Annotated in this window: 26 protein-coding genes and 1 riboswitch; of the genes, 12 read left to right on the plus strand and 14 right to left on the minus strand. The window is 63.4% G+C overall.

Annotation, left to right across the window (positions count from 1 at the left end):
* Position 1 precedes the first annotated feature (1 nt).
* From car to MAB_RS23875, 5 genes are all read right to left on the minus strand, one after another.
* Positions 2-3,538: a carboxylic acid reductase gene (gene car / locus MAB_RS23855; RefSeq protein WP_005082584.1), complete on the minus strand. Its 3,537-nt coding sequence runs from the start codon at positions 3,536-3,538 to the stop codon at positions 2-4.
* 322 nt (positions 3,539-3,860) lie between these two features.
* Positions 3,861-4,274 (minus strand): pyridoxamine 5'-phosphate oxidase family protein, encoded by a 414-nt coding sequence (locus tag MAB_RS23860; protein WP_005095677.1) that lies wholly within the window; start codon positions 4,272-4,274, stop codon positions 3,861-3,863.
* 316 nt (positions 4,275-4,590) lie between these two features.
* Positions 4,591-4,848 carry a WhiB family transcriptional regulator gene (locus MAB_RS23865; protein ID WP_074244000.1) on the minus strand — a complete coding sequence of 86 codons (258 nt, stop codon included), beginning with the start codon at positions 4,846-4,848 and terminating at the stop codon, positions 4,591-4,593.
* 4 nt (positions 4,849-4,852) lie between these two features.
* Positions 4,853-6,589: an NRAMP family divalent metal transporter gene (locus MAB_RS23870; RefSeq protein ID WP_005112624.1), complete on the minus strand. Its 1,737-nt coding sequence runs from the start codon at positions 6,587-6,589 to the stop codon at positions 4,853-4,855.
* 298 nt (positions 6,590-6,887) lie between these two features.
* A riboswitch (M-box (ykoK) riboswitch) is annotated at positions 6,888-7,058 on the minus strand.
* A gap of 84 nt (positions 7,059-7,142) precedes the next feature.
* A complete protein-coding gene (locus MAB_RS23875; RefSeq protein WP_005082592.1) occupies positions 7,143-8,639 on the minus strand; it encodes a potassium/proton antiporter in 1,497 nt (498 codons plus the stop codon).
* A 60-nt stretch (positions 8,640-8,699) separates the two neighbouring features.
* On the opposite strand from MAB_RS23875, the gene MAB_RS23880 reads away from it, so the two are divergent.
* Positions 8,700-9,377, plus strand: coding sequence for a potassium channel family protein (locus tag MAB_RS23880; RefSeq protein WP_005095681.1), 678 nt, complete (start codon positions 8,700-8,702; stop codon positions 9,375-9,377).
* 4 nt (positions 9,378-9,381) lie between these two features.
* On the opposite strand, the gene MAB_RS23885 is transcribed toward MAB_RS23880, so the two are convergent.
* Both MAB_RS23885 and MAB_RS23890 read right to left on the minus strand, forming a co-directional pair.
* Positions 9,382-9,582 (minus strand): three-helix bundle dimerization domain-containing protein, encoded by a 201-nt coding sequence (locus MAB_RS23885; RefSeq protein ID WP_005064744.1) that lies wholly within the window; start codon positions 9,580-9,582, stop codon positions 9,382-9,384.
* 325 nt (positions 9,583-9,907) lie between these two features.
* Positions 9,908-10,486: a PepSY domain-containing protein gene (locus MAB_RS23890; RefSeq protein WP_005114808.1), complete on the minus strand. Its 579-nt coding sequence runs from the start codon at positions 10,484-10,486 to the stop codon at positions 9,908-9,910.
* Positions 10,487-10,721: 235 nt separating this feature from the next.
* Between MAB_RS23890 and MAB_RS23895 the strand changes: the two genes are divergently transcribed.
* Together MAB_RS23895 and MAB_RS23900 are read left to right on the plus strand one after the other, a co-directional pair.
* Positions 10,722-10,877, plus strand: coding sequence for a DUF6131 family protein (locus tag MAB_RS23895; protein WP_005064742.1), 156 nt, complete (start codon positions 10,722-10,724; stop codon positions 10,875-10,877).
* A 73-nt stretch (positions 10,878-10,950) separates the two neighbouring features.
* Positions 10,951-11,151: a hypothetical protein gene (locus MAB_RS23900; protein WP_005082597.1), complete on the plus strand. Its 201-nt coding sequence runs from the start codon at positions 10,951-10,953 to the stop codon at positions 11,149-11,151.
* On the opposite strand, the gene MAB_RS23905 is transcribed toward MAB_RS23900, so the two are convergent.
* Positions 11,148-11,912, minus strand: a complete 765-nt coding sequence (locus MAB_RS23905; RefSeq protein WP_005114809.1) for a MerR family transcriptional regulator — start codon at positions 11,910-11,912, stop codon at positions 11,148-11,150. The two genes, MAB_RS23900 and MAB_RS23905, sit on opposite strands and share 4 nt — an antisense overlap.
* Positions 11,913-12,187: 275 nt before the next feature.
* Here MAB_RS23905 and MAB_RS23910 point away from each other — a divergent pair, with 275 nt between their 5' ends.
* The 3 genes from MAB_RS23910 to MAB_RS23920 are packed head-to-tail and all read left to right on the plus strand — an operon-like array spanning position 12,188 to position 16,017.
* Positions 12,188-13,441 carry a sodium/hydrogen exchanger gene (locus tag MAB_RS23910; protein ID WP_005082601.1) on the plus strand — a complete coding sequence of 418 codons (1,254 nt, stop codon included), beginning with the start codon at positions 12,188-12,190 and terminating at the stop codon, positions 13,439-13,441.
* Between the two features lie 45 nt (positions 13,442-13,486).
* Positions 13,487-15,355 (plus strand): S9 family peptidase, encoded by a 1,869-nt coding sequence (locus MAB_RS23915; RefSeq protein WP_005095687.1) that lies wholly within the window; start codon positions 13,487-13,489, stop codon positions 15,353-15,355.
* On the plus strand, positions 15,352-16,017 hold the full coding sequence (locus MAB_RS23920) for a DUF3159 domain-containing protein (protein ID WP_005095689.1): 666 nt from the start codon (positions 15,352-15,354) through the stop codon (positions 16,015-16,017). Before MAB_RS23915 ends, MAB_RS23920 begins: the two co-directional genes overlap by 4 nt.
* Here MAB_RS23920 and MAB_RS23925 read toward each other — a convergent pair.
* From MAB_RS23925 to MAB_RS23935, 3 genes are all read right to left on the minus strand, one after another.
* Positions 15,938-16,597, minus strand: a complete 660-nt coding sequence (locus tag MAB_RS23925; protein ID WP_005098582.1) for a restriction endonuclease — start codon at positions 16,595-16,597, stop codon at positions 15,938-15,940. The two genes, MAB_RS23920 and MAB_RS23925, sit on opposite strands and share 80 nt — an antisense overlap.
* Before the next feature lie 102 nt (positions 16,598-16,699).
* A complete protein-coding gene (gene nei2, locus MAB_RS23930; RefSeq protein WP_005095691.1) occupies positions 16,700-17,464 on the minus strand; it encodes an endonuclease VIII Nei2 in 765 nt (254 codons plus the stop codon).
* Between the two features lie 81 nt (positions 17,465-17,545).
* Complete coding sequence (locus MAB_RS23935) at positions 17,546-18,556, minus strand: bile acid:sodium symporter family protein (protein WP_005095694.1); 1,011 nt, start codon at positions 18,554-18,556, stop codon at positions 17,546-17,548.
* A gap of 71 nt (positions 18,557-18,627) precedes the next feature.
* On the opposite strand from MAB_RS23935, the gene MAB_RS23940 reads away from it, so the two are divergent.
* Positions 18,628-19,518 carry a LysR family transcriptional regulator gene (locus MAB_RS23940; RefSeq protein ID WP_005112632.1) on the plus strand — a complete coding sequence of 297 codons (891 nt, stop codon included), beginning with the start codon at positions 18,628-18,630 and terminating at the stop codon, positions 19,516-19,518.
* A 56-nt stretch (positions 19,519-19,574) separates the two neighbouring features.
* On the opposite strand, the gene MAB_RS23945 is transcribed toward MAB_RS23940, so the two are convergent.
* Entirely contained in the window at positions 19,575-19,937 is a 363-nt protein-coding gene (locus MAB_RS23945; RefSeq protein WP_005082630.1) for a DoxX family protein, read from the minus strand.
* Entirely contained in the window at positions 19,937-20,233 is a 297-nt protein-coding gene (locus MAB_RS23950) for a hypothetical protein (RefSeq protein WP_005089173.1), read from the minus strand. The genes MAB_RS23945 and MAB_RS23950 overlap by 1 nt, the downstream gene beginning before the upstream one ends.
* A gap of 73 nt (positions 20,234-20,306) precedes the next feature.
* Here MAB_RS23950 and MAB_RS23955 point away from each other — a divergent pair, with 73 nt between their 5' ends.
* The 5 genes from MAB_RS23955 (at position 20,307) to MAB_RS23975 (ending at position 24,812) form a co-directional block, all read left to right on the plus strand.
* Entirely contained in the window at positions 20,307-21,242 is a 936-nt protein-coding gene (locus tag MAB_RS23955; protein WP_005112635.1) for a sigma-70 family RNA polymerase sigma factor, read from the plus strand.
* A gap of 33 nt (positions 21,243-21,275) precedes the next feature.
* A complete protein-coding gene (locus MAB_RS23960) occupies positions 21,276-22,697 on the plus strand; it encodes a phytoene desaturase family protein (protein ID WP_005082635.1) in 1,422 nt (473 codons plus the stop codon).
* Positions 22,698-22,765: 68 nt separating this feature from the next.
* Positions 22,766-23,257 (plus strand): Dps family protein, encoded by a 492-nt coding sequence (locus MAB_RS23965; RefSeq protein ID WP_005082637.1) that lies wholly within the window; start codon positions 22,766-22,768, stop codon positions 23,255-23,257.
* Positions 23,258-23,315: 58 nt separating this feature from the next.
* Complete coding sequence (locus MAB_RS23970; RefSeq protein ID WP_005082639.1) at positions 23,316-23,966, plus strand: DsbA family protein; 651 nt, start codon at positions 23,316-23,318, stop codon at positions 23,964-23,966.
* 24 nt (positions 23,967-23,990) lie between these two features.
* Positions 23,991-24,812 carry an HpcH/HpaI aldolase/citrate lyase family protein gene (locus MAB_RS23975; RefSeq protein ID WP_005082640.1) on the plus strand — a complete coding sequence of 274 codons (822 nt, stop codon included), beginning with the start codon at positions 23,991-23,993 and terminating at the stop codon, positions 24,810-24,812.
* Here the strand turns inward: MAB_RS23975 and MAB_RS23980 are convergent.
* The gene (locus MAB_RS23980; protein WP_005112637.1) at positions 24,802-26,052 is read right to left on the minus strand and encodes a M20 family metallopeptidase; all 1,251 of its coding nucleotides are present in this window, start codon (positions 26,050-26,052) and stop codon (positions 24,802-24,804) included. The two genes, MAB_RS23975 and MAB_RS23980, sit on opposite strands and share 11 nt — an antisense overlap.
* Positions 26,053-26,066: the final 14 nt, after the last annotated feature.

Below are 26,066 nucleotides of genomic sequence, written 5' to 3' on the forward strand. Positions count from 1 at the left end.
CCTACACCAGGCCCAACAGCTGAATATCGCTGGCGTACTTGAGGATCAGCTCCTTGGTGACGTGCGGTATCTCACCGCTGTCTCCGACCTTCGCCTCGTGCACGGCGCGACTGAATTCTGCGGTCGGAAGTGCACTTCCGTCGATCGCCGGTTGCGGCTTCTCGTACATCTTGAGAAGTGGCAACACCGACTGTTGCCGCTGCTGCTCGGGCAATCCCTTGAGGGCCAGCTCGAACCGGGCGAGCCACTGGTCGTAATCGTCGATCCGCGCGATCTTGTAGCCTGCGTCGATCAGCCAGTCGACGAAGGTATCCATCGAGACACCGTCATGGTGCGGGTTGAACACGTCGAAGCTGCGGTAACCGTCTACCACGTTCACACCGCCGATGGCGGTGATCGATGCGGCGGTGAAATCGCCGGGCACACCGTCATAGTGAGCGCGCTGCCGATTGCCGTCGGCATCCAATTCATAGAAGCTGGCCGGTGCAACACCGGTGAGCAGCAGACTCTGGATGCTCCGGGTGAACACGTCGGTGACGTTGAGCTGTCCGTGGTAGTCACTGTGCGCCAGGATCATGTCGGAGCGGAACACACGCACCGGCAGCCCCGCTAGGTCATGAGCCTCCCGCAACAGCACCTCGCCGGCCCATTTTGAGTTGCCGTATCCGTTCGCGTAGCCGTCATTGATCTGGCGCTCGGCCGACATCACACGAACATCGGAGTCTTCCTCGAACTCCGTCACCGGAATCTGGTCGGCGATGCCCACCGTCGACAGGTAGGTGACCGGCTTGAGCCGCTCCGAAATTGCCAGCTTGATGATCTCGGCGGTACCCGCCACATTCGGACCGAACAACTGGCTGTACGGCAGCACGTGGTTCACCAAGGCACCGGAGTGCACGATCAGGTCCACGTCCTTGGCCAGCTTCTGCCAAACTTCCTGGGATAGACCGAGATCCTGGTCGCCGAAATCGCCGGCGATAACTTCCAGACTCTGTTGCGCCAGCTGACGATAATGCGCGGACAGCTTGGGATCACCCGATTCGTACACGGCGTCCAACCGTGCCCGGGCTGCTTCGGCATCGGCGCCACGAATGAGGGCGTAGACCTTGCCACCATTGGGTGCCAACCGCTCCAGCCAATCGAGCACCAGCCAACGACCCAACCAGCCGTTGCCGCCGGTCACTAGAACGGTCTTGACATCGGCCGTTGCCGGCTGAACGTCCTTGGCCGCTTTCAACAGTGACTCGTCCAAGAACTTGTCGAGGGTGAGTTCACCGGCGGTGATGACCGTCGCGTCCTTGCCGTGGACCGACGCAAAGGTCGGCTGCGTAGCGGCGCCGGTCCGCTGCGCCTCGATGTGCCGGGCGATCGCGGCAAGGTCGTTGGCGACGCTGTTGATGACGCCCACCGGAACGTCCACCTCAAAGATGTCGCGCAGCAGCTCGGAGTACGACAGCGCCGACAGTGAGTCGCCACCGAGGTCGATGAATCGCACATCAGGAGCCAGATCCGAGGACGATGCGCCCAGCAGCGCGGCGGCCGCATCGGTCACCGTCTCCAGGACCGGGCGCGTGGCTGCCTCCCTGGCCAACTGGCGCAGCCGCTCATTCTGGCTTTCCGCCAGTTCGGCGTACAGCGCCTCCAGCCTCTCTCCGTAGTGATCCTTCAGCTTGGGGCGCAGCAGCTTTCGCGCGTCCGATAGCAATCCGGACTCGACGGTGAACGGCACCGTCTCAACGATGAAGTCGCGCGGTATCTCATAGGATTGCAGCTCCGCGTCCTTGGCGACCTGCTGCAGCGAATCCTGGATCAAGGGCTTGAGCGCATCTGGCGAATCTGCGTACCGCTCAAGGACTTCGGGTGTCGGGACCACGACAGCCAGCAGGAACGAGCGTTCACTGTTCCCGTACACAAAGATCTGCCGGACCAGCGGGCTGCCGGTGTAAGCGGCCTCCAGCTTTGACACCGCGACAAACTCTCCCTGCGCGAGCTTGAGGACGTTCTTGACGCGGTCGAGGTACTTGAGGTGATCCGGCCCGAGCTCGGCGACCACGTCACCGGTCTTGTAGTACCCCTCGTCATCGAAGACATCGGCAGTGGTCTCCGGGCGCTTGTAGTAGCCGGGGAACATCGTCTCCGACTTCAACCGCAGCTCGCCACGGGGATGCGGCGAATCTGTGGTGAAGTATCCGAGTTCCGGAACGTCAACCAGCTTGTAGTCGGTGACGGGCGGACGCTGCAGGACTCCGTCACGCCACACACCACCGGCCTCGGTGGACCCATACCCGTCGCGCAACGGCACCTGCAGCAGCGACTCCATGAACTCCGTCATCTCAGGAGACAACGGGGCCGACCCGGAGCCAGCACTGAGCACACGCCCGCCGAAGTCCTGTTCCCGGATGCGGACCTTGATTCGCTCCGCGATCTCGGAGTTGCTCTCACCCGGGGCAAGGGACCGGTCCAATTCTGCCTGAAAACGCTGGAACACCATCTCCACCACACGCGGCACGAAGAGCACTTCGGAGGGGCGGATGAGCGCGATGTCCTCGAAGAAAGTCGAAAGATCGCTCGAAGCGATGTAGTAGGCGGTTCCGCCACCGGAAAGGGTGCCCATGAGAGTGAGGCGACCCGCCAGGTGGCTCATGGGCATGAAGTTCACGCCTATGGACGGAATCACATCGTCGGTGAGCCACTTCTTCTGCCACAAGTTGGCGACCAGCCATTGCGGATACATGGCGCCCTTGGGGGTACCGGTGCTGCCGGAGGTGTAGATGAGCAGACGCAAGGCATCGGGATCTGCACTGGGCAGCGGCGCGGCGGGCAGGTCCCGCCCCCGCGCGAGAGCCTCCGCCAGGGCCTCGACGACGATCGTCCGGCCGGCACTCTCAAGCCGGGCCCGCACAGCCTCCAGCGCTTCGCGCTGGCTGTCGACCTCCGCGTGATAGTCGAAAACCGAGAGGAGTCGCACCGAGGGGGTCGCAAGCACCGAATCGACGGCGGCATCAAGGTATTCGATACTCGCGGCAAAGACTGCGGGCCGGGTCTCTTCGAGAATCGCGTTGCGCTGCTGCAGCGACGCGCCCGTCTGCAGGGGCACCGAGACGGTGCCCAGACGCAATCCCGCGACGTCGAGCGACGCGAAGTCCGTGCTGGTGAAACCCAACTGAGCGACGAAGTCGCCGTCACGGATGCCCTGCTCGTGCCACGCGGCAGCGATAGCCTCGGCACGTTCCCACAACTCGCGGTAGGAGACGGTGGTGTATTCGGGCTTCAGCGCGATCACGGTCGCACCGTCGTCCCCGGTGACGAACTCGAAGGCGCGCTGGCCGAGTGCCGGGCGGTCACCGTAGCCCTCCAGCAGTCGCCTGATCACCTCGACCAGCGGTAGATCGGGCTCGTTGACCGCCTCGGTGACCGAATCTTCCGGGAGAAGCGCCGCCAGCTGCGGATCGTTGGACACGACCTGCTCGATGCGTCGCTTCACCTGCTCTTCGAGATCCGTAGTGGGGACAGCCGCTGTGGAGATCGTTTCAGTCATGCCTGATACCTCGGAAGAATCGGTGTTAGTTACGAGTACGGGGGGCGCCACTGCCCACACAGTAAAAGTACATACCTAAGCTAACTATTCCCTGTGAGCTCGCGCTAACCACCTCCCGCCCGGCGGACGTTCGTGCAGGTCCGGCACGGGATTGCCGTAGCAGCTGTCACCGGGGCGTGAGCAGCGTCACTACCGTAGCGCCCGGGGCTCACACTCTCGTGCGGTTATCGCAGTCGGGTGAAACGCGGCCGGGTGCGCAATGTGACACCGGATGAACAGCCCGGCTGCCAAACATGATGGCCTCATCCTGAGAGGCGGCGCATCAGCCATGGCCTCCTGTCCGCACGCGCTTACCTGCGCCAGCTCCCGGCTTGAGCGTGTAGATGTCCTCGATGTCGATGACGACGGCACAACGCGGGTGCTTCATGCCCCGTTCCTGGGCGAACGCGACAGCATTGTCGAAGGCCGGGCCCGATTCGTGGATCTGCGCCGAACCGACGAAGCGATAACCGTCCAACGCCTCGCGATCGATCACCGCGACGGAAACCTTCGATCCCGCATGAATATTGGCCAACGTCTGCCCGCCGGTGTTTTCGTTGAATATCAGAGACCGATCATCGCGGACACGCAGGGAACGCTTCGGACCGATATTGGGAGTCGTACCATCGGTCACCGTCGCAAGGATCGCCAGTTGTGCGCCGAGCATCCGCTTCATCTCGTCGGTGAGGGTGGACATCGTGTGCGAGACCTCCTGAAATGGTTGTACTGGAACGAGATTCGGAATTGGCGGCGGCGCGGTGCGGATCCGGGCCGCGTCGAGCAGGCGATTCGTATCGCCGGCCGGGGCCCCACGCATCAGCAGCGAGAGCAGATGTAGCAGACCCTCCGAAACCATGAGAAGGCGTCGACTGGTGCGCAACATATGCGCCGCGGAGACCTTGTCTCCCAGGGCGAGTGCTTGCGCTACCGCAACGGTCTCGCACCATGACACGTCCCGAGCCGCCGCCCCTTCCTCCTGATTTCGGGTCACCTAACTATCTTATTCGTTATGCCTAACTACGTCCAGTGTCTGCCCCGTCTCCGCATCCATTGCGGTCGCGTCTTTCCCTGGGGGTGGTCGCACCCCAGACCCCGAATGACTCGCCGGCCGCGATGGCATAGCTGCTACACGGCTCGCGAACCGGACAGCGACGGCAGATCTGTTTCGCTCGGGCCTCACGCAGACTCCGTGCCTTCCCCCGCTCGTGATCCGGCGAAAAGAACAGATCTGTCGACATGCCGCGGCAATGCGCCCACTCAAGCCACTTCATCGCACTACCCGATGATGGTCTGCGCGACTTTGACACCTACCAAAAGCACTGCCACCACCAGATAGCCTCGCAGGGCGATCATGCCCGCCGTGCGTAGCGGTGACCACGCCGGACGTTCGAGCGTCTCAAGCGCCGGGGTACGCCAGCTTTCGCGCTCCTGCCACTGGATATCCCTGCGCAACACTCGGTCTCGTGGCATGGAGTCCAAGTCCTGCACCTGATCGGGATCCAGACCGCCCAACTCGGCGGCGACCGCGCTGGCGGCAGCATGCTCGGCACGGCTCTTGGCCAGGGACACGAACAGCCCACCCAGCAGGCCAACGCCCGCGCCCACAACGAAAAATACCTTGAGTTGTGTGGTGGTCAGATCCGGGAAGAACGTCGCCGCGGTAAGGGACAGTGACAGCAACACCAGAACCCAAACGATAACTCCCGCAACAATATTCTGACGTGTGGAGTTCACCCACGGGCCCAGAACCGCCTTGTCATTACACAGCAACACCAGGAAGACGGTGGCCGATGGCAGCAACACCCCCGCGAGCGCCTGCACGCCCTGGGTGAGCACTCCGAGCACTGGATCAGGGCTGAAGGAAACCGCCGCCGCGACCACCAACAGCATCGCGTACCCCAGATAAAAGACGGGCGCCTCCGTCGGCTTCCAGTGCAGCGAGTGACGCTTACCGAACGTGTCCCCCAACGCGTAGGTGGTGGCCAACCCCACCGCGTTGGCTCCGATAAGCGAAGCATCCAACAGCAGGATGGCGAACAGCGCACCCACCGTTGGGCTTACATGCTCGTGTAGTAGCCGCGCGACCGCTCCCGCATCGGTGAAGTCTCCCCCTGCGTCGGTACCGGCCAGTCCGAATGCCGCGGCCCCCATGATGCAGACCGCACCGATCATCACCACAACGATGCCCACCGCAAGATCGACTCGCTCATAACGGATCCAGCGCGGCGTCAAACGCTTGTCCACGATATTGGACTGCTGGAAGAACAATTGCCACGGCGCCACCGTGGTGCCCACGATCGCGACGATCAACATCAGCAGTTCAGCGTTCAAGCCCCCGGGAAACGAGGGCACGAAGCCAGATGCGGTCTTGCTGACCGACGGATGCACCAGAATGGCCATGGGTATCATCACGATATTTATCGCGATGAGGGCGAACAGGAATCGTTCCCATCGCCGGAACGAGCCACCGGCGACCACCGCGAACAACAGCACCGCGGACAGCGGTACCGAGATCCAGCGTGGGAGTCCAAAGTAGCTCAGTGCCATTGCGACTCCGATGAATTCGGTGACTATGGTCAATGCGTTGACGACGAACAGATCACCGACGCTGAAGGCGCCCCAGAAACGTCCGAATCGGCTGAAGATGAGCCGCGCGTGCCCGACCCCGGCGACCGCGCCCAGCCGCACCACCATCTCTTGATTGACGTAGAGCACAGGAATGAGAAGCGCCAAGGTCCACAGCAGCGCCATGCCGTAGTTCTGACCGGCCTGCGCGTAGGTGGCCACGCCACCGGCGTCGTTGTCACCGACCATCACGATGAGACCGGGTCCCAAGACCGCCAACAGCATCCGGAACCGCTGCCAACGGCTGCGGCCCTCGATATTCTCGTGTTGTCCGATGGTGCCCAGAGCGCCGACGATGTCCCCGACATGCGCGCTGTCCATGACAGCGCTTGCCGGGCGATGTCTGTCGGCGTCGTACCGGCGTGAGACGCCATTGAAGAATGCCATTGCAGTTGCCGCCCTTTCTCAGGATTCGGTGCCACTGCGGATATGACCCAAGCGCGCCGAAAATGGCCTATCGCATCAGGTCTCGCGAAAGGTCAGGCGTGATCGGTGCCGCAGCGGAAGGCTGGGAACACATGTATGTGCTGGCCTAGGCCAGACTTACGATCCGGACTGGGATACGGACTATCGCCGGACTGCATATCGTCCCTCACCTCCTCGCTGCCAGAGCGGCTGTGCCGCAATAGTTCACGTCAACACACGACAAGCGTGCCCGGACCAGAGGCGCACGCCAAGCGACGGCCGACCACCTCTCTCGTCAGAGCTTCGGCACTGCACGACGTAATCCCTGGACGGGAAGCCACCTCGGATCACCCCTTAAGCCGGGGAGATCTGTCCTAACCCTGGGCGTCTCTCGACGTCGTCGGATCAGTGGCCTGTGTTCGTGCAGGAGCCTCGCCTAGCGAGGTGCTGACGCTCGGTACTGTATGCCCGAGTGGTGCTGTGCGTCAACGCAACACCAAATTCTCAACGGCCGCTTGACGCCCCGGCGCGAGAATCAACCCACGTCTCCGTACTCATCGAACCAGTAGGCGAGCTTTCCGCGCCTGCTCACCGCCCGCAGCCTCGACTCGGTCAGCGCCCTGGTCTTGCTGGTCGTGACGATCATCAGTTCATCGCCCGGCTCGATCCGGGTGTCAGGCAGCGGGACGAACGTGTTGCCCTGTCTGATGATCAGCGTGACCACCGCCGGGTCGGGCAGCCTCAATTCGAGGATGGTGACATTGCGCAGCCGGGACGCAGGTTGAACCTTCATGGTGAGCAGTTCGGCGTCCAATACGTCCAAAGGAGCCGCCTCAACCTGGATTTCGCGCGTGGCCTCCCTCGTGATCAACCCCAGTAGATGCGCGACGGGCCGCAGGCTCGGCCCCTGTACCAGCGTGAAGACCACCACCAGCACGAACACGATGTTCAATAAACGATAGCTGTCGGGTACCCCCGCGACGATGGGAAAGGTCGCCAGCACGACGGGTACGGCACCACGCAGTCCGGCCCAGGACAGGAATGCTTGCTCGCGCCAGGGAACGCCAAATCCGATGAGAGATACCACCACCGAGAGCGGGCGAGCTACCAACAGCAGAACAAGCCCCACCAGGATGGCGGGCAGCAGGTCATCCATCAACTCGCTGGGATTGACCAGTAGCCCGAGTAGGACAAAGAGGCCGATTTGCGCCAGCCAGCCCAATCCCTCGGCGAAGGATCGGGTGGCGGATCGGTGCGGCAGGCCGGAGTTGGCCAACACCACCGCCGCCAGGTAGGCGGCAATGAAACCGCTGGCGTGCACGGTGCCCGACGCTGCGAACGCGACAAGGCCGATACCGAATGTCGCGATCGGATACAAACCCGAGGCCGGCAGCGCGACGCGCCGCAGCGCCATGGCACCCAGGAAGCCACACAGCAGACCTATCGCGGAACCGGCCAGCAGTTCGTACACGATCTGCACGGCGGTGCTCTTCGGCTCGAACACAAAAGGCACGATGCTGAACATCAGCACCAGGATCACGGCGGGGGCATCGTTGAACCCGGACTCGGCCTCCAACAGCCCCGCAAGCCGACGCGGCAACGGCAGCACCCGCAGCACCGAAAAGACCGCTGCGGCGTCGGTCGAGGACACGATGGCGCCGAGCAGCAGTGCCAGCTGCCAGTCCATGCGCAGCAGCACATGCGCACCGAACGCCGTGACTACGGTGCTGACCACCACGCCGACCGTGGCCAACGCGCCGGCAGGAGCAAGCACCTTGCGGATATCGGCAAACCGCGTGGTCAAACCGCCTTCGACGAGGATCACCGCGAGCGCAGCGGTACACACATTCCGGGCCAGCTCCACGTTGTCGAACTCGAGGCCGAGCCCGTCCTCCCCGAGGACGACTCCGACTAGGAGGAAGAACAGCAGGCTGGGAAATCCGATGCGAGTCGCGACCCTGGTACCCACGATGCTGGCAAGCAGCACCAGCCCACCGATGAGCAAGTCCAGGTACAGCTGGTGCAGGCTCACTTCGTTCCCGTCGGTCGACTCTAATTAATAGGGCACGATAGCGGGATGGTGGAACGGAAGATGCGGGTCGCGATCGCCGGCGCGGGCAAGGTGGGCCGTTCCGTCGCACGCGAACTGGTTGACTACGGCCACAAGATCCTGCTGATCGAGCGCGAGCGCAGCAATTTCGAACCCCAGTCGGTGGCCGGTGCGGACTGGCTCAACGCCGACGCGTGCGAGTTGGACACTCTCGAGGAAGCGGGAACTGAGACGTGCGATGTCGTGGTCGCCGCGACCGGTGACGACAAGGCGAACCTGGTGGTGGGGCTGCTGGCCAAGAGCGAGTTCGGCGTACCGCGGGTTGTCGCCCGCATCAATGACATCCGCAACCAGTGGCTGTTCGGTCAGGCCTGGGGGGTCGACGTCGCGGTATCCACCCCCGGCGCCATGGTCGCCGGCATCGAGGGCGCCATTGACATCGGGCATCTGGTGCGTCTCATGGGATTGCGCGAGGGACGCGCAGACCTAACGAAACTTACTCTGCCACAGGATAATCCACTCGTCGGGAGACGAGTTGCGGACCTGGAACTACCACCGAACACCGCGTTGGTCACCGTGGTCCGGCATGGAACGGTCGTCACACCCAGTCCGGGCGATCTCCTGGAGGCCGGCGACGAAATGCTATTCATCGCGAACAGCGACGTCGAATACGCGATTCGCGCCGCGATCCACGGCACCGGCGTACTACCCGAGAGCTAGCTCGTCAGACGCTGAGAAGCGCCAATTCTTCGCGGGCGCGCCGCTCGACCAGCAGCGGAACATAGTCGCGCACGGGGCTGCCGTCGAAGCGAGCATGCACCGCCCGCACCACCGCATCGACCACGTCGCGAGTCACGCTGGGGTGTCGGCCTTGCAGATCGTCCACAAGCTGACCGATTCCTACCTGCTCATCGACACCTGTCACAGGGACAAAATTTGCACTACGTTTACAGTTTCGTCAACTGCCCAGTTTGCGGTCCCGTCCCATCGGCCATGTCGCCGGCAACCAGATCTGCAGATGTGGGCGCCGAAGGCGGGGATGACCGCAATCGCCGTACGAACGGCCCGTAAGTTCCTTAATTCCCATGCTTTTCGCCATGAGCGCGCAGGGGCCGCGACAAGGTGACGGGTCCGGCCCCCGCCCACGGTGACTGACGGCCTAGCCGGCCGCAGCAATTACCCGCACCCACGCGGGGATCCGCTACGTTGTGTTGGAGGCCACTGATGAATGTGAAACAGACGCGACCGCGTCAGCGAGCGCTGATCGCCGCGCTCTTGGCGTCCACGTCGATCTGCAGCGTCGAGCCATCGCGGTGCACCAGTGCAACCTGCCAGACCACGGCGCCGTCGTAGTTGGTGTCGATCTCCATCTCTGACAGCGTGCTACCCGGGTCGGTACCGGCAGCCGCCTGCAATGCCCTCCGCGCATCTACCTTGGCGCCCTCCGCCTTGGCGACATCGTCACTGGGCTTGTCGGCTTGCTGCTGTCGCACAACCTGCTGTCCATCCGCCGCGACGACCACCTTGAATTCCTCGCCCCGGGACGCCACCTTCACCTCCAGCACCCGTTGCCCCTCGTCGCTTCCCGTCTCCAGGTCGAACGGCCGCCCGCCGGGCACCGCCGCCCCCGCCGTCTGCAATGCCTGCCGCGCGGAAGCGACGGATATCCCGCGGCCGCCGGTCACCGAGGTCGTGGCTTCTCCAGAGGTTGTCGGCAAGGCGACTCCGATGCTTCCGGTCTGCGAACCCCCGGGGCCGGCCTGGCCGCATCCACCCGCAACCAACATGGCGGCCGTGCACGCACTGGCGATGCCCACCGAAGGTCTCATCCGTCCAGGCTGCTTCGGGACACCGCGGCGTGTCAAGGACGCTCGCTCGCACCGCCTCGCTTCTGCAGCCAATTAGCCTGTCACACAAGAAATTAAATACAAACCCTAATGCGGCTTGACCGCAGAACACAGATGCTCAAACTCTCCCCCCAAGGGGGACGGAGGCGTATAGTTAACACCGTAAACAATATGTAGCGCGAGCGCGTGAGAACCCACACGAAACAGGTGAGAGCCCATGATCATCCTCGGAGCCATCCTGTTGGCCGCCGGATACTTCCTCGATATCGGCTTGCTCTGGACCGCCGGAGTCGTCCTGATGGTCATCGGCTTGGTACTGCTGGTCGCGGGCCGCATGGGTCACGCCGTCGGGGGTCGTCGCCACTACTACTGACCCCGCCCACCGAAATGGCCCGACCGAAATGGCCCGATTGAAATGGCCCGATTGAAATGGCAAGGAGAACATCATGCGCTATGCCGGAGTGCTATTGGCCATCTGGTTGATCATTGGCGCCATTGCCGTCGCTCAACGCGGCTACTTCACCAATAGCCCACAAACCTGTGCCAGCGCAGGAACCATCGCGCTGACCGTTATCGCCGGACCACTGAATTACGCGGGCCTCAATCCATCAGTAAGTCGGTGCAATATCCCCCAGCCGAGCAACTAACCCTCACCCGGTTCTGATCGCACAGCGGCGCCGACCCGGATCAGCACATCAAGCTGCGCGGGATTGAACAGATCCAATAGCGCCCGCGCCACCGTGCTTTCAGCGAAGCGCTGCCCACGCGGGGCATCGGCGGTCGAATTCAGCATTCCGGGGTGATCGGCATACAACCGCTTAGCGTGCAACGACATTCGTTCTGCGAGATCGGCGCGTGTCCGTTCGCCCGCATCGGCGGGCAGGTTTTCCAGCTCATGATCGAGCGCGCGGTCCTGCTGGTCCAGGAACATCCCGACGAAGGCCTGCAAGCCGGCCGGGCCCAGCACCCTGGACATCACGAAGGCGAGTGATCGATCCGTCTCCGAAAAGTTCATGTCGACCGCAGCAGCACCGAATTCGCGCGGAAGATCTGCCGCTATCTCACTGGAGAATATCTGTGCCAGCTCATCACGCACACCTTGCAGCCGATCGATGGTCGCAGCCAGTTCCGCGTCGAGTGCCCGCAGCGCCTCCTGCTGATTCTCATCAGCCTCATCCATCTCCGCGATCTGTTTCAACGAAAGACCCAGCCCGGTCAGGCGTTTGATCTGTAGCACCCGAACCAAATGTGCGACGCCGTAGCTCTTGTAACCGTTGGGCCGACGTTCGGGCTCGCCGAGCAGTCCGACGTCGTGATAGTGCCGCACCGTGCGCAAGCTGGTGCCGGCAAGATCGGCAAGCTCTCGAGTGCTCCAGCCCACCGCCACTCCTTCAGCATCCGTTGCCATGGGTGCCACTCGACACTATGCCGTTACGGCATAGTCAACACATGAATCCCGCCGCCATCAGCGGCTACCCCGCGCCGCAGACAGTGCGGTTTGCCATATATTGGCATTAGGGTTACCGAACAATCGATAAAGGCACCCGTAACCTGGTGATTTCCAGCCTCCGACGATATCGCACAGGGGCATCGATCTGTTGCTGGATGCATGCGGTGGTGCTAGCTTGTGTCTGCGACCCGAGAGGCCGGGGATCACTCCTGCCCCTACCGAGAGAGGATGCCGTGCCCACCACCGCGAGTACGCCCGCCGTAGTCGGTGGATTGCGACGTCAGCTCCTGCGGTCGATATGCACCACTGCGTTGTTCATGGCGCCCGCGCTGATCACCCGGGTCGGTGGATTGCACCCCAGTCCGGTCCTCGCACTCGTGATCTACGGCGCGGCAGTAGTAGCCGCGAGCTTCGTATTGGCGTGGGCCGCAGAGGCAGCGCAGATCGATGTCTCCGGTGGCCTCGCGATCGCAGTACTGGCCTTGATCGCGGTGCTGCCTGAATATGCCGTCGATCTCTACTACGCTTACATCTCCGGTCACGTCCCCGAGTACACCCAATACGCGGCGGCGAACATGACCGGGTCGAACCGTTTGTTGATGGGCCTCGGATGGCCTGTCGTCGTTCTCCTCGCATTGGCAGTGGCACGCAAGACGTCCGGCCACCCGGTCAACCTGCTTTCGTTGGAGCCGTCCAACCGCATCGAACTCGGGTTCCTGACGGTCGCCGGGGTGGTGGCGTTTGTGATCCCGGCAAGTGGCCAGATTCATCTCGCGCTCGGCATCGCACTGCTCGCGTGGTTCGGCTTTTATCTGTTCACCATCAGCCGGGGCGAGGCCGAAGAACCGGATCTGGTGGGCACCGCCGCAGCGATAGGCATGCTGCCCAAGCATCTGCGCCGCAGCACGGTCGTCACGATGTTCGTCCTGGCCGCCTCCGTCATTCTGCTGTGCGCCGAGCCGTTCGCCAACAGTCTGGTGAGTGCCGGAACGCAATTGGGTGTCGACCAGTTCCTGCTGGTGCAGTGGCTCGCGCCGTTGGCATCTGAGGCACCCGAGTTCATCATCGCCGCGATTTTTGCCGCGCGCGGCAAGGGCACCGCAGCCATCGCGACACTGATCTCGTCCAAGGTCAACCAGTGGACACTGCTGATCGGCTCGCTGCCGCTCGCCCATCTTGCCGGCGGTGGCGGATTCTCGTTGGTCCTCGATGCCCGTCAGGTTGAGGAAACGCTGCTGACCGCGACGCAAACCATGATGGGTGTGGCCCTGATTCTCGCCCTGCGATTCCACCGCGCTACGGCCTGGGCACTGTTGGCACTGTTTGTGGTCCAGTTCCCGATCACCTCGACCCATGGCCGGCTCATCCTGTGCGGCGTGTACGGCGTGCTGGCGATCGCCGGCCTAATCGTCAACCGCCACCACATCCTCGCGACCATTCGGTCGCCTTTTCACAGGTCGGCGACACTACAGTTGACAGTGCCGTAGCGGCATAGTTTCTCCTGGTGTTACGCCGACACCGAGAGGAACACCATGGGGCTGCCCAAGCTCATCACGGTCGAAGAGTTCTTCGAGCCACCCGTCCGCACATCCGCGTCGATTTCACCGGACGGCACCATGATCGCGTACCTGGCACCGAGAAAGAACCGACTCAATGTGTGGGTTCAGGGCATCGGCTCCACGGAGGCACGGTGCGTCACGCACGACGAAACTCGAAGTGTCACCGGTTTTTTCTGGGTAGACGACCCACGCTGGCTGCTCTACGTACAGGACTCCGGCGGCGACGAGAACTGGCACCTGTACCGCGTGGACCTGAGCACCCCCGATGCCACGGCCGTGGATCTGACGCCGTTTCCCGGTGCGCGGCTGCTCGGACTGGAACGGCCCTACGGCCGTTCGGGCAAGGTCTACATCCAGCTAAACCACCGCCGGATCGACCAGATCGACCTCTACGAGCTAGATATCGCATCGGGCGAGCTGACCATGCTCGCCGAGAATCCCGGCGGGGTCATGGCCTGGTTCTGCGGCCCGAATCACGAAGTGTTCGCACAATCGCTGACACCTGGAGGTGATATCGAATTCTCGCGATACGAGTCCGGGGCGCTGCGCCCGCTGTGCGTGTATGACGGCGCCGACTATCCGGTCGGAATGAACCCGACACAGATGACGCCGGATGGTTCCGGAATGTGGCTCGGCTCCAGCCGGGACACCGACCGCACCCGGCTGGTCCGGCTGGATCTGGCCACCGGCGCGGAGTCCACGATCGACAGCCACCCGGCATACGACCTGGCCGCCGCTCTCGGCCTGCCACCTACGCTGATTAGACACCGAAAATCCGGTGAGCTCCTGGCTGCCCGATACCTCGGCGCGCGACAGGAAATCCGGGTCCTCGACCCGGATTTCGGCCCCGTGTTGGAGAAGCTCCAGGAGCTCTCGGACGGAGACCTGGCGGAAGTCTCATCCGACGAGGACGGTCGGCGCTGGGTGGTGAGCTTCACGCACGATCGAGATCCTGGGGTCACATACTTCTACGACCACGCCACGGGGGAAAGCCACCAGCTCTTTCGTCCGTACCCACACCTGGATCCAGCGGACCTTGCACCCGTGGTGCCGGTAACGATCACCGCGCGCGACGGGCTGACCCTGAACTCGTACCTGACATTGCCCGTCGGGACCGAGCCCGAAGGACTGCCGCTGGTACTCGTGGTCCACGGCGGTCCGTGGCATCGCGACAGTTGGGGTTTCGATCCGACGGTGCAACTCCTCGCTAACCGCGGATATGCGGTGCTACAGGTCAACTTCCGGGGTTCCACCGGCTACGGAAAGGCCTTCACCAAGGCTGCCATTGGGGAATTCGCGGGCAAGATGCATGACGACCTGATCGACGCCGTGGACTGGGCGGTCGAACAGGGCTACGCGGACCCCGGCCGGATAGCAATATTCGGCGGCTCGTACGGTGGCTACTCCGCGCTGGTCGGCGTGACCTTCACCCCTGATGTCTTCGCCGCCGCCGTCGACTATGTGGGCATCTCGAATCTCGCGAACTTCATGCGCACCCTTCCACCGTTCGTGCGGCCGAATCTGGCCAACAACTGGTATCGCTATGTCGGCGACCCCGCCGTGCCCGAACAGGAAGCCGACATGCTCGCCCGATCGCCCATCAGCCGGGTGGACCGGATCCGGACGCCATTGCTGGTTGCACAGGGCGCCAACGATGTTCGCGTGGTTCAGGCCGAATCAGACAATATCGTGGCAGCCCTGCGCGCCCGCGGGGTCGAGGTCGAATACATGGTCAAGGCGGATGAGGGGCACGGCTTCCTGAACCCGGAAAACCAGATCGACCTGCACCGTGCGACAGAGCGATTCCTGGCACAACATGTGGGCGGACGGCAGGTGTCGTGACCGAGACATTCGAAGCATCCGCGAAAACCAACCGTAAGCCCACCCTGCTCGAGCAATCCGGAGGACTGTCCGGACTTGTCTACGCCGGCCTACCAAGCGTTACTTTCACGATGGGTAACAGTGCGTTTGGCTTGGTCGGCGCAATATGGATCTCCATGGCAACCGCAGCGGCCATCGCGGCCTGGCGATGGCTGCGCAATCAGGCACTACAACCGGCAGTTTCCGGGGTGCTCGGGGTCGCGGTTTCGGCGGCCATAGCCGTCCAGGTCGGTTCCGCCAAGGGCTTTTTCCTGATGGGTATTTGGACCAGCCTGATCGCCGCGGTGGTCTTCGCGATGTCGGTAGTCATAGGTTGGCCGCTTGTTGGCGTTATCTGGCACGGCCTGACCGGCGGCGGTCAGCGCTGGCGGGAGGACAAACCGTCACGATCCGCCTTCGCGTGGGCGACACTCGCACTGAGCGCGGTGTTTGCATCCAGATTCGTTGTACAACAGTGGTTGTACACCCAGGACTCGGTCGGCTGGCTGGCCACCGCACGCATCGTGATGGGCTATCCGCTCTTGGGTGCCGCCTTGCTGGTTGTCATCTGGGCGGTGCGGCGTTCGCAAAGGCGGATTTCTCCCCATGAACCAGCCACCGGGGCAACCGATCCCGGCCGATGAGCTCGCACCTGCTGGTTGCCGCCAGCGCCTGAGCCTGGCGGGTGAAGTCTTGGTTACTTACCACCATGGCACGAGTGCAATCGTAGTGCCGCGCACCCGCCACCACTTCTTGAACCGCCCGGACACCCACGGTCTTTGAGTAACGCTTGCACTGTACGGCCACGACATCGCGCCGATTCGTGGCTATCAGGTCGACACCGTAATCACCGGATACCCGCGTGGTCTCAATATGCCAGCCCGCGCTATGCATACGGGCCGCCACGAACCTCTCGAAATCGACTCCGGACATCCCATCGATCTCGGCGAGCCCGGATAACCGTGCGTACCTTTGCCACTGGGCTTCATCGCGGCGTCGCACCATCGCCTCACCAAGTCGCCGCAGAGCCCACCCCGCCCCACGCACGCCCAAATACACCGCATACGGAGCCGCCAGATATGCCGCCTGAGCCAGCGCGGCCAGCGCTGGATCTCCTGTGTGCCGGTATACAAGAACCGCCGGCCACATGATCAGCGCGATGACCGGCCCGGTCAGCACCACGACAACCAGCGTGACAAAAGCACGCGACAGACGCCGCCGCATACGAGCGGCCCTCCGCCTGAAACGCTGCAGCATCATTGGATGAACTCTAAGCCAGCGCTCCGACAGCAGCCGGCCAGCGACTCTCATGCTCCACGGCCGCGGTCACCGCTGGCAATTGGGGCACCAGTAGGCCACACGCGGCAGCCCCTGATCTCGTGCGATCGGGGTTCCGCAACGGCGGCACGGTTTTCCATGCCGGCCGTACACCCACAGTTCACGGCCTGAACGCGGGTCACCAGTGGTTGTCCTGCGATAGCTGTCCTTGTTCGCATGCATCAATGTGTGGGCGCGCTCGACCAGGCCCGCGGGGTCCCCGAGGCGTCCCACCGCGGTGGTGGGCAGCAGCCCGGCCAAGAAGCACAGCTCATTGGAATACACGTTGCCAATGCCCGCCATGACCCGCTGATCTAGGAGTGCCGCGCTCAGCGCCTCATCTGATCGCGCGATCAACCGCTCGACGGCCACATCCGGATCCCAGTCTGTCCCAAGAAGGTCCGGGCCCAAATGCCCCACCACGTCGCCTTCCCGTCTTCGGTCGACCACGTCCAAGATGCCCAGGCTGGTCCCGACGGCCACGGAATCGTCCGTGGTAAGCACCGCCCTGATTCGATGGTTCCAGGTAGGCCCCGGCCGGCCCGCGGGCATGATCCGCCAGCTGCCATCCATTTTCAGATGCGAGTGAATGCTGGCCCCGCCCACGCGAATGAAAAGATGCTTCCCCCTGGCGATCACGCCCTCAACACGTTGCCCACTCAAGTCGACCGTGGCGAAACGGGGAACACGGATATCGCAGCCCGTGAGGATCCGCCCGCCCAGCGCGTCGTCCAGGAGCTTGGCCGTTCGAAAAACCGTGTCGCCCTCAGGCATTCCAGCGCCCTCCTCGAGGTAGCGATGCCAGGCTACCCAAGACCGCGCCGAAGCGACAGTCAGGCAACCAATGGGCACAGGTCAGGCAGCCGCGACGGCCTGGCTTCCGATGTCCCCCTCGTCCGCACGCTCGGCGGCCCGGCCCCAACGCCCGGCCAGCGCCGCACAGGTGATCAATTGGATCTGGTGGAAGATCATCAGCGGCAGCACAATCAAGCCCACCGGGTGCCCCGCGAAAAGCACAGTGGCCATCGGCAATCCCGTCGCCAGGCTCTTCTTGGAGCCGCAGAAGATCACCACAATGCGGTCGGCCCGGTCGAAGCGCAGCAATCGCGCCGCCCCCGCCGTGACGCCCAGCACCACCGCCAGCAGCCCGACACTGACACCGACCACGGCCAACAGCCGGGAGATCTGCAGGCCCTGCCAGACGTGTTCGACCATTCCCGCGCTGAACGCCGCGTAAACCACCAAATACACGGACCCACGATCGACGACCTTGGTGAGCGTGGTGTGCGACAGCACCCGATACAGCTTGGGCCGCAACACCTGTCCGGCGACGAAGGGCAACAGCAGCTGCACGACGATCTCCAGTATCGCCGTAGGAGAGACCGTCGCCTCGCCGGTGGTCTGCATCAGCAGCATCACCAACACGGGAGTCATGAAGACACCCAACATGTTCGAGACCGATGCGCTGACCACCGCGGCTGCGACGTTGCCTCGGGCGATCGATGTGAACGCGATCGAGGACTGCACCGTCGAGGGCAACAGACACAGGTACAGCACTCCCGTGTAGAGATCATCGGTGAGAACCGAGGGCACCAACAGCCGCATCGCCAGCCCAAGCAGCGGGAACAGCACGTAGGTCGCCGCCAGCACCGTGGTGTGCAGCTTCCAGTGTTTGAGGCCCTCAAGTGCTTCACGCGGCTCCAGGCGCGTGCCGTAGAGGAAGAACAGCACTGCGATGGCAATCTTGGTCGCCCAGTCGAGGACGTCGGCAGCATCTCCACGCGCGGGAAGCACCAGTCCGATCCCCATCGCGGCGAACAGCCCCAGCAGGAACCCATCAATACGGAGTTTGGCCAACCACTTCACTAAGCAACCGTACGAGTGCGAGCACTGATTACAAAAGCCGATAGAAACGATATCTATGAACGAGTACCGTGATGGTTGTGCTGGACCCCGAGTTGTTACGAACTTTTCTGACAGTTGAACGCGCGGGTGGTTTTACGGCGGCGGGACGGATTCTTGGGCTGCGGCAGTCGACGGTGAGCGGGCATATCGCGCGGCTGGAACAATCCGTCGGCCGAGAGCTGTTCCGCCGCGATACCCGCAATCTGGCGCCCACCGCAGATGGCGCCGCGATGGTCGGCTTCGCCCGCTCGATCCTCGATGCCCAGGCCCAGGCCGACCGGTTCTTCGCGAGCTCGGAGCTGACCGGGCTGATCCGGCTCGGGGCCTCCGACGACCTGGTGGCCCGCGAGTTGCCCGATGTACTGGTCGAATTTCAGAACTCGCATCCGGGCGTGGATCTGGAACTCGTCGTCGGGCTCAGCGAATATCTCAAGACCAGAATGACCGCGGGCGAGCTGGACCTGATGGTGGCCAAGCGGCTGCCCGGTGAAACACACGGCGAACTACTCTGGCGCGACAAGCTGGTGTGGGCGGGAAGACCCAATACGCACCATGTCCGCGACCCGGTGCCCGTCGTCACCTATCCGCCGCCGAGTCTGACCCGGCACGCGGCGCTGCGAGCGCTCGAACGCGAGGGCCGCACCTGGCGCATCGCGTGCGTCAGCGACAGTCAGCTTGGACTGCGGGCTGCGGCCCTCGCCGGTATGGGCGTCATAGCTCACGCCGAATCTCTTTTGCCGAGCGGTCTGGTCAAGGTCAGCGATGACAGCCTGCCCGACCTGGGCGAATTGGAGTTTGTGCTGCTGCGCAGGCGATCCGTGCTCTCCGAACCCGAACAAGCCCTGTGTGACGCGATCGTCGCGAGCACCCATCGGCTGCACGGTGACTTCGGATTCACCAAAGGTGCGGGAGCGGGACACTAGACATCAGACTTTGCCCGCCTGGTCACCGCGTATCTGCAGACCTACGCTCCGCCTGATTAATCAGGCAGGGTGAAATAGGCCACCGAGCCGAGGGCAAGCGCCAAGAACACGCCCGGAAACGCAATATTGTGCAGCACGTTGCTGCGGATGTGCGCCCCTACCGCACCAATGAAGAAGGCCACCAACCCGATTGCGGCCGCAAGCCCGATCTGTCGCACTCCGGCGAGCCCGATCACCAGACCCACCACACCGGCTCCCTCGACGACCGCAAGATAGGGCAGCCATCGCGGCGCCAAGCCGACTTCACCGGAGTTCTGCACTACGAACTGTGCCTTGACGGCCTTGGCAACCACCTCAAATCCGTTGGTGGCTATACATAGGACAGTCGTGATCAGCAGCCCCGTCTCCAGAATCGACATCAGCCCTCGTACCTTCCGAGCACCGTGAAAAGCTGCGGGGCAACGGCCTCGCCCGCCCATCCCGCGACTCTGGCGCGAAAGTCCAGCGCACCCGGGATATCCACCAGCGGATTATCGACCCCCTCGGCCAGCTGCAGCATGAACACGAAGTCGGAACCGTCACCGACCCTGCCCGCCGTGTACGTCACGCCGGCCGGAGCCGCCTCCGCAACTGCCGTGAACAGTGTCGCGATTGCTTCCTCTACTTCGTGCGCGCGCTGCGCGTCCGTGCTGAATCGGACCATCTGTACGCTCATGTGAGCCTCCTGTCTCGTCGGTTTTCGTTACCTCACCCCTTTGACGATCGACAGAAAGGAAAGGTGACCTCGCGTGGATCTCATCGAGAAATTTGAGGCGGAGCGGCCACGGCTGCTATCGGTCGCCCATCGCATCCTGGGCTCACGCCACGATGCCGAAGACGCGGTGCAATCCGCCTGGATCCGGGCACAGTCGGCCGCCCCAAACCGGGTGGACAACGCTCCAGGGTGGCTGACCACCGTCACCGCGCGGCTATGCCTCGATCAGCTCCGGGCACGTGAACGCCACGGCGAAGTTCCGCTCACCGCCGAACATATTTCGGATACCCAGTTCGCCGCCGATGAAGAGTTCCTACGGCGCGAGGAAGTTTCACGCGCCGTGCTGGTGGTGCTCGACGAGCTCTCCCCCAAACAGCGCGTGGCCTACGTCCTGCACGACCTGTTTGCCGTGCCATTCGGCGACATCGCCGCCGTGCTAGACACCACGGCCGTCTCGGCCAAGAAGCTCGCCAGCCGGGCGCGAGCACGTCTCGGAGCGGCCGACCCTGAGCGGGCCCGTGAGGTCGGCAGCCAGCTGGAGATAGTCGAGGCATTCCTGTCGGCAGCCCGCGGTGGCGACATCGAACGCCTCATCACCCTGATGGCGCCCGACGTGATTCGCACCGTCGACCACACGCTCATCCCCAGTGGCGCAGCCACACTCGTACGGGGCGCACAAGCCGTCGCCGAAGAGACGCGGTCCTTTACTGACAGAATCGCCGTCGCGGCAATACTTCTCATCGATGGACGGGTAGGAGCAGTCATCGCACCGGGAGGTCATCCCTTTGCGCTCATTCGCATGGATACCGATGGCAGGCTGGTCACATGCATCGACATCGCCCCGTACACGAGCGGCGACGCCGCGCTCTCACTGATCGCAACGGCTGGGTCCAAAGTGTCATACTCGCCTGGTGAATCAGGCCGCCGAATCGATCCGCGAGGTTCAGGCCTCCCCCGAGTGGATCACTGACGCGGCCGCGGCACTGCTGAACGGAATCAGGAAGTGAGCACTGCCGTTATCGTCGGTGGCGGGCCCAACGGGCTGACAGCGGCAATCCTGCTCGCTCAGCAGGGTGTGCACGTCACGGTGCTGGAAGCCGCCGATTCGGTCGGCGGCGGCGTTCGATCAGGCGCGGCCACTGGGCCAGGGCTGATCCACGACTATTGCTCGGCCATACATCCCATGGCGGTGGGGTCGCCGGTACTCGCCGGTCTTGATCTGGAAAAGCATGGCCTACAGTGGCTTTGGCCGGAAGTGGACTGCGCGCATCCCCTCGATGACGGTTCGTGCGGCGTGCTTTATCGCGATGTCGCCGCAACTGCCAATGGCCTGGGACGCGACGGGCGCCGGTGGCGGGCGCTATTCGAACGGCCGGCACGCAACTTTGATCTACTGACCGCGGACATCATGGGACCACTGCTACGGATACCCAGGCATCCCCTGGCACTGACACGATTCGGCGTTCCCACCGTGCTACCCGCCGCTGCCACGGCACAACTCTTTCGAACAAGACAAGCCCGTGCATTGTTCGGCGGTATCGCCGCACATGCTTTCCGGCCCCTGCACTACCCGATGACATCCGCAATCGGTCTGGGGATCATCACCGCCGGCCACCGCCACGGGTGGCCGGTCGCGGCGGGAGGCTCTCAATCCATCACCGACGCGCTCTCTTCACTCCTGGCTCAGTTCGGCGGAAGGATCGAGACCGGGGTTCACGTCACGTCGTTCACACAGCTACCCACGGCCGACGTGACCCTGTTCGACCTCTCGCCCACTCAGGTGGCCGACATCCTGCGGGACCATTTGCCGACCTCCGTAGCGCGCGGCCTCTCGCGGTTCCGTTACGGGCCTGGTGCGTTCAAGGTCGATTTCGCGATCGAAGACGGTGTGCCGTGGACCAATCCAGATGCTGGCCGCGCCGGAACGGTTCACCTCGGCGGCACCTTCGCCGAGGTCGCGTCGACGGAACGTGCCGTACACGCAGGGCGTATGCCCGAGCGCCCGTTCGTTCTCGTGGGCCAACAGTACCTCGCCGACCCCGGGCGATCGAACGGCAATATTCATCCACTGTGGACTTATGCGCATGTACCGCACGGGTTTACCGGCGACGCCACGCAGGCGCTGATCGACCAGATAGAGCGCTTTGCCCCCGGCTTCCGTGACCGGATCGTGGCGACCGCCGTGCGTTCTACCACCGACATGACTGTCTATAACCCCAATTACGTCGGTGGCGATATCGTCACCGGCGCCAAGGACATCCGTCAGCTGGTCTTTGGACCGCGGACAACCGCGCACCCGTACCGCCTGGGCATCCCCGGCATGTACATCTGCTCGGCGGCCACACCGCCAGGCCCCGGCGCACACGGCATGTGCGGCGCCCATGCCGCCGCCGAGGCACTCAGGCACCTCCGCGCGTCCATCTGATTCCGCGGACGACCGACCCGGCTCGCACTTTCTGGAATAGATCCAAATTAAGGCGCGTTGCACCTGACATGACGAACACAGCCCGTCTCTCAGAATCCGATATCAAACACTTCAGTGCCTCGTCGACCTTGTCGGACAACCTGCAACGCGTCCTCGTCGACCTCATCGAGCTTCATCTTCAAGGCAAACAGGCTCATTGGAACGTGGTGGGGACCAACTTCCGCGATCTACATCTGCAACTCGATGAGCTGGTCGAGTTCGCGCGCGAGGGCAGCGACACGGTCGCCGAGCGGATGCGCGCTCTCTACGCCGTACCCGACGGACGGTCGGACACCGTAGCGGCCAGCACCACGCTGCCGCACTTCCCACCGTATGAGCGCAGCACCGCCGATGTGGTGGACCTCATCACCGTCCGGGTCCACGCCGCCGTCAACACGCTGCGCGCGGTGCACGATGCGGTCGACGAGGAAGACCCGACCACTGCCGACATCCTGCACCAACTCATCGACGGCCTCGAGAAGCTGGCCTGGCTGATCGCCTCGGAGAACCGCAAGGTCTGACACCGGGGCGCCGCACGGCCTTCACCCCGGACTGATATGCCTGCGCCATGATGGACCGATGCACGCAGCGAAACGTCTCACGACAATCCTCGGTCTACTCACCGCAGTTCTGATCTGGGGGCCCAATGTCGGGCTGGCCCGTGCGGCCGAGGCGGCACCCGCCGGCGATGTCCTCTCGATTGGCGCTCCCGAGGCGCCGGGACAAATCGATCTGTACCTGGATCCGCTGTGCCCCTACAGCGGGAAGATGGTGCAGGACCAGGGCGAGGAGATCGCGCGGCTCATCGAATCCGGCCGGTTACACATCAATCTCCGGTTCGTGGATTTCCTCGATAAGTACTCTGCCAGCGGCACATACGACACCCGCGCGATATATGCGAGCTTCGTGGTCGCGGACCAGTCACGGTCGAGTGAAACCACGTGGCGCTTCATCCAGCAGATCTACGCCAAAGACGCACAACCGAAGGAAGAAGGTGACACCGACCTGACCAACGACCAGCTGGCAGCGCTGGCCGAGCGTGTCCACGCGCCTCAGGGGGCGCAGGATTTGATCAGACTCGGGCTGCCGGTGCCCTTTGACGCCCGCGCCATCGCGGCCAATAATCTGCCGCTCTTGCGTGCCTTCCCTAAATCCGGTGTGCCGATGGTAGTGATCGGGAATCAGCCCGTCGACGGAGAATCCGACTGGCTGAGCAGAATTCCACGGTAGCGCCACACACTGCGAAATACTGGTGTGGTGACAGTGAATTCGAAGGTTTCACGCTCGTGGCTGCTGATGAATCCGTCGCGGGAAGCCAGTCTCGAAGCCGCCATCGCTTCCACAAATGCCGACGAGGTAATCCTGGATTTGGAAGATGCCGTCGCTCCGAACGAGAAGGAGCCGGCACGCGGACGCGTGCTGGAGTATCTGAACTCCGGCGGCAATGCGTGGGTGCGCGTCAACGACGCATCCAGCGACTTCTGGTCAGCGGACTGCCGGGCCCTGGCCGACGCCCGCGGTCTGAAGGGAGTTGTACTTGCCAAGACAGAGGGCGGAAACCACATGTGGGACACCTCGAATCGTCTTGGTGGCGAGACGCCGGTGATCGCGTTGATCGAGACCGCACGCGGCCTATCCCGGGTACACGACATCGCGGCGGCCCGCCCGTGCTTTCGTATTGCCTTCGGCGTCAACGACTACACCCTCGACATCGGTGTTGATCAAGATCCGTTGGCACTGGCCTACAGCCGTTCTCAACTTGTGGTGGCGTCGCGGGCCGCACACATCCCGGGGCCAATCGACGGGCCGACGCGTGACCCGGCCGAGCTGCCCGAGGCGGTGTCATTGACACGCCGCATGGGCATGACGGGCAAGCTGGCCCTGCGTTCATCGGATGCCGACACCATCAATACGGGGCTGAGTCCCTCCGACGAAGATGTGTCATGGGCGCAAGACTTCGTGGATCGCTTCAACAGCCAGGGCGGCAAGCCCAAGGACGGCAGCGACTTACCCCGCCTCAACCGAGCTCGCATAATCCTGGAACGGGCGCGGATGCTCGGATTGATCACGCCCTAGCGGTCAGACGAGACAACGCCGCCACGGTCAGTGCCTCGATTCCAGTACTGAGGGTGGGCTCCAGCACCGGCGCAAATTCCGGAGAATGGTTGGACGGCACCGGCTTTCCGGCCGCGGCGGCTTCCTCAAAACGCTGTTGCTCGTATCCGCCCCAGAACCAGAACGCGGTCGGAACACCGGCTGTGGTTCCAAAGATGCCGACATCCTCGCTGCCCGCAAGCGGGCTGGGGGACTCCACCACCCGCTCCGCACCGAAGTGCTCCCGGAAAACTGCGGCTATCGCCTGCATCGCCCCGTCGTCTACGACGGTGACCGGGAAGGTGTGCATCGATGTCACCGCCGGTTCTTTATCGGCACCGGAGGCTATCGACTCGGCCTGCGCGATCCGCGTGATGGAGGCCAGCGTCTTCTTTCGCACCTCTTCATTGAAGGTACGCACGTTGATGCCGAGCTCCGCATCGTCGGGAATGATGTTGTCCTTCGCGCCCGCATGCACATAGCCGACGGTCACCACTGCGGGCTCGAACGGAGACAGCTCGCGCGAGACGATCGTCTGTAGACGCTGTACCACACTTGACGCCATTACCACCGGGTCTATCGTCGATTCGGGTTGTGAGCCATGACCACCCCGCCCGAACAACTGCAGCTTGAGCGAATCCGAGGCGGCTAGTGCCGTGCCCGTTTTGTACGCGATCATCCCGGCCGGCAGGGGACCGACATGCTGTCCGAGAACGACGTCCGGCCTGGGAAACCGGTCCAGGATGCCGTCAGCGATCATCGCGTTCGCACCCCCGCCGACTTCCTCTGCGGGCTGGAACACCGCGACAACTGTTCCCGACCACGTCGCCTTGAGTTGATCGAGCAGCCGAAGAGCGCCGACCAGCGCGGCGACATGCATATCGTGGCCGCACGCGTGCATGACCGGGACGTCCTTGCCGTCCGGGTTCGTCGCGCGGACGGTGCTCGCATAGGGTAGGCCGGTCTGTTCCTGCACCGGAAGTGCATCGAAGTCTGCACGCAACCAGATCACCGGACCGGAGCCGTTGCGCAGTACAGCGACAACGCCGGTACCACCTATGCCCGCTGTCACCTCAAGCCCGAGTGGGGCGATGGCCTCCTCGATTTTTCCGGCGGTCCGATGCTCTTGGAACGACAATTCCGGGTTCTGATGCAGGTCGCGATAGAAGTCGGCCAGATCACCCAAATCGTCAGCCCAGTTGTGGGGCAATGTGATCGACATACGGCCTCCCAGTC

Origin of the sequence: Mycobacteroides abscessus ATCC 19977 (genome assembly GCF_000069185.1) — a bacterium.
GTDB classification, from domain to species: Bacteria; Actinomycetota; Actinomycetes; order Mycobacteriales; family Mycobacteriaceae; genus Mycobacterium; species Mycobacterium abscessus.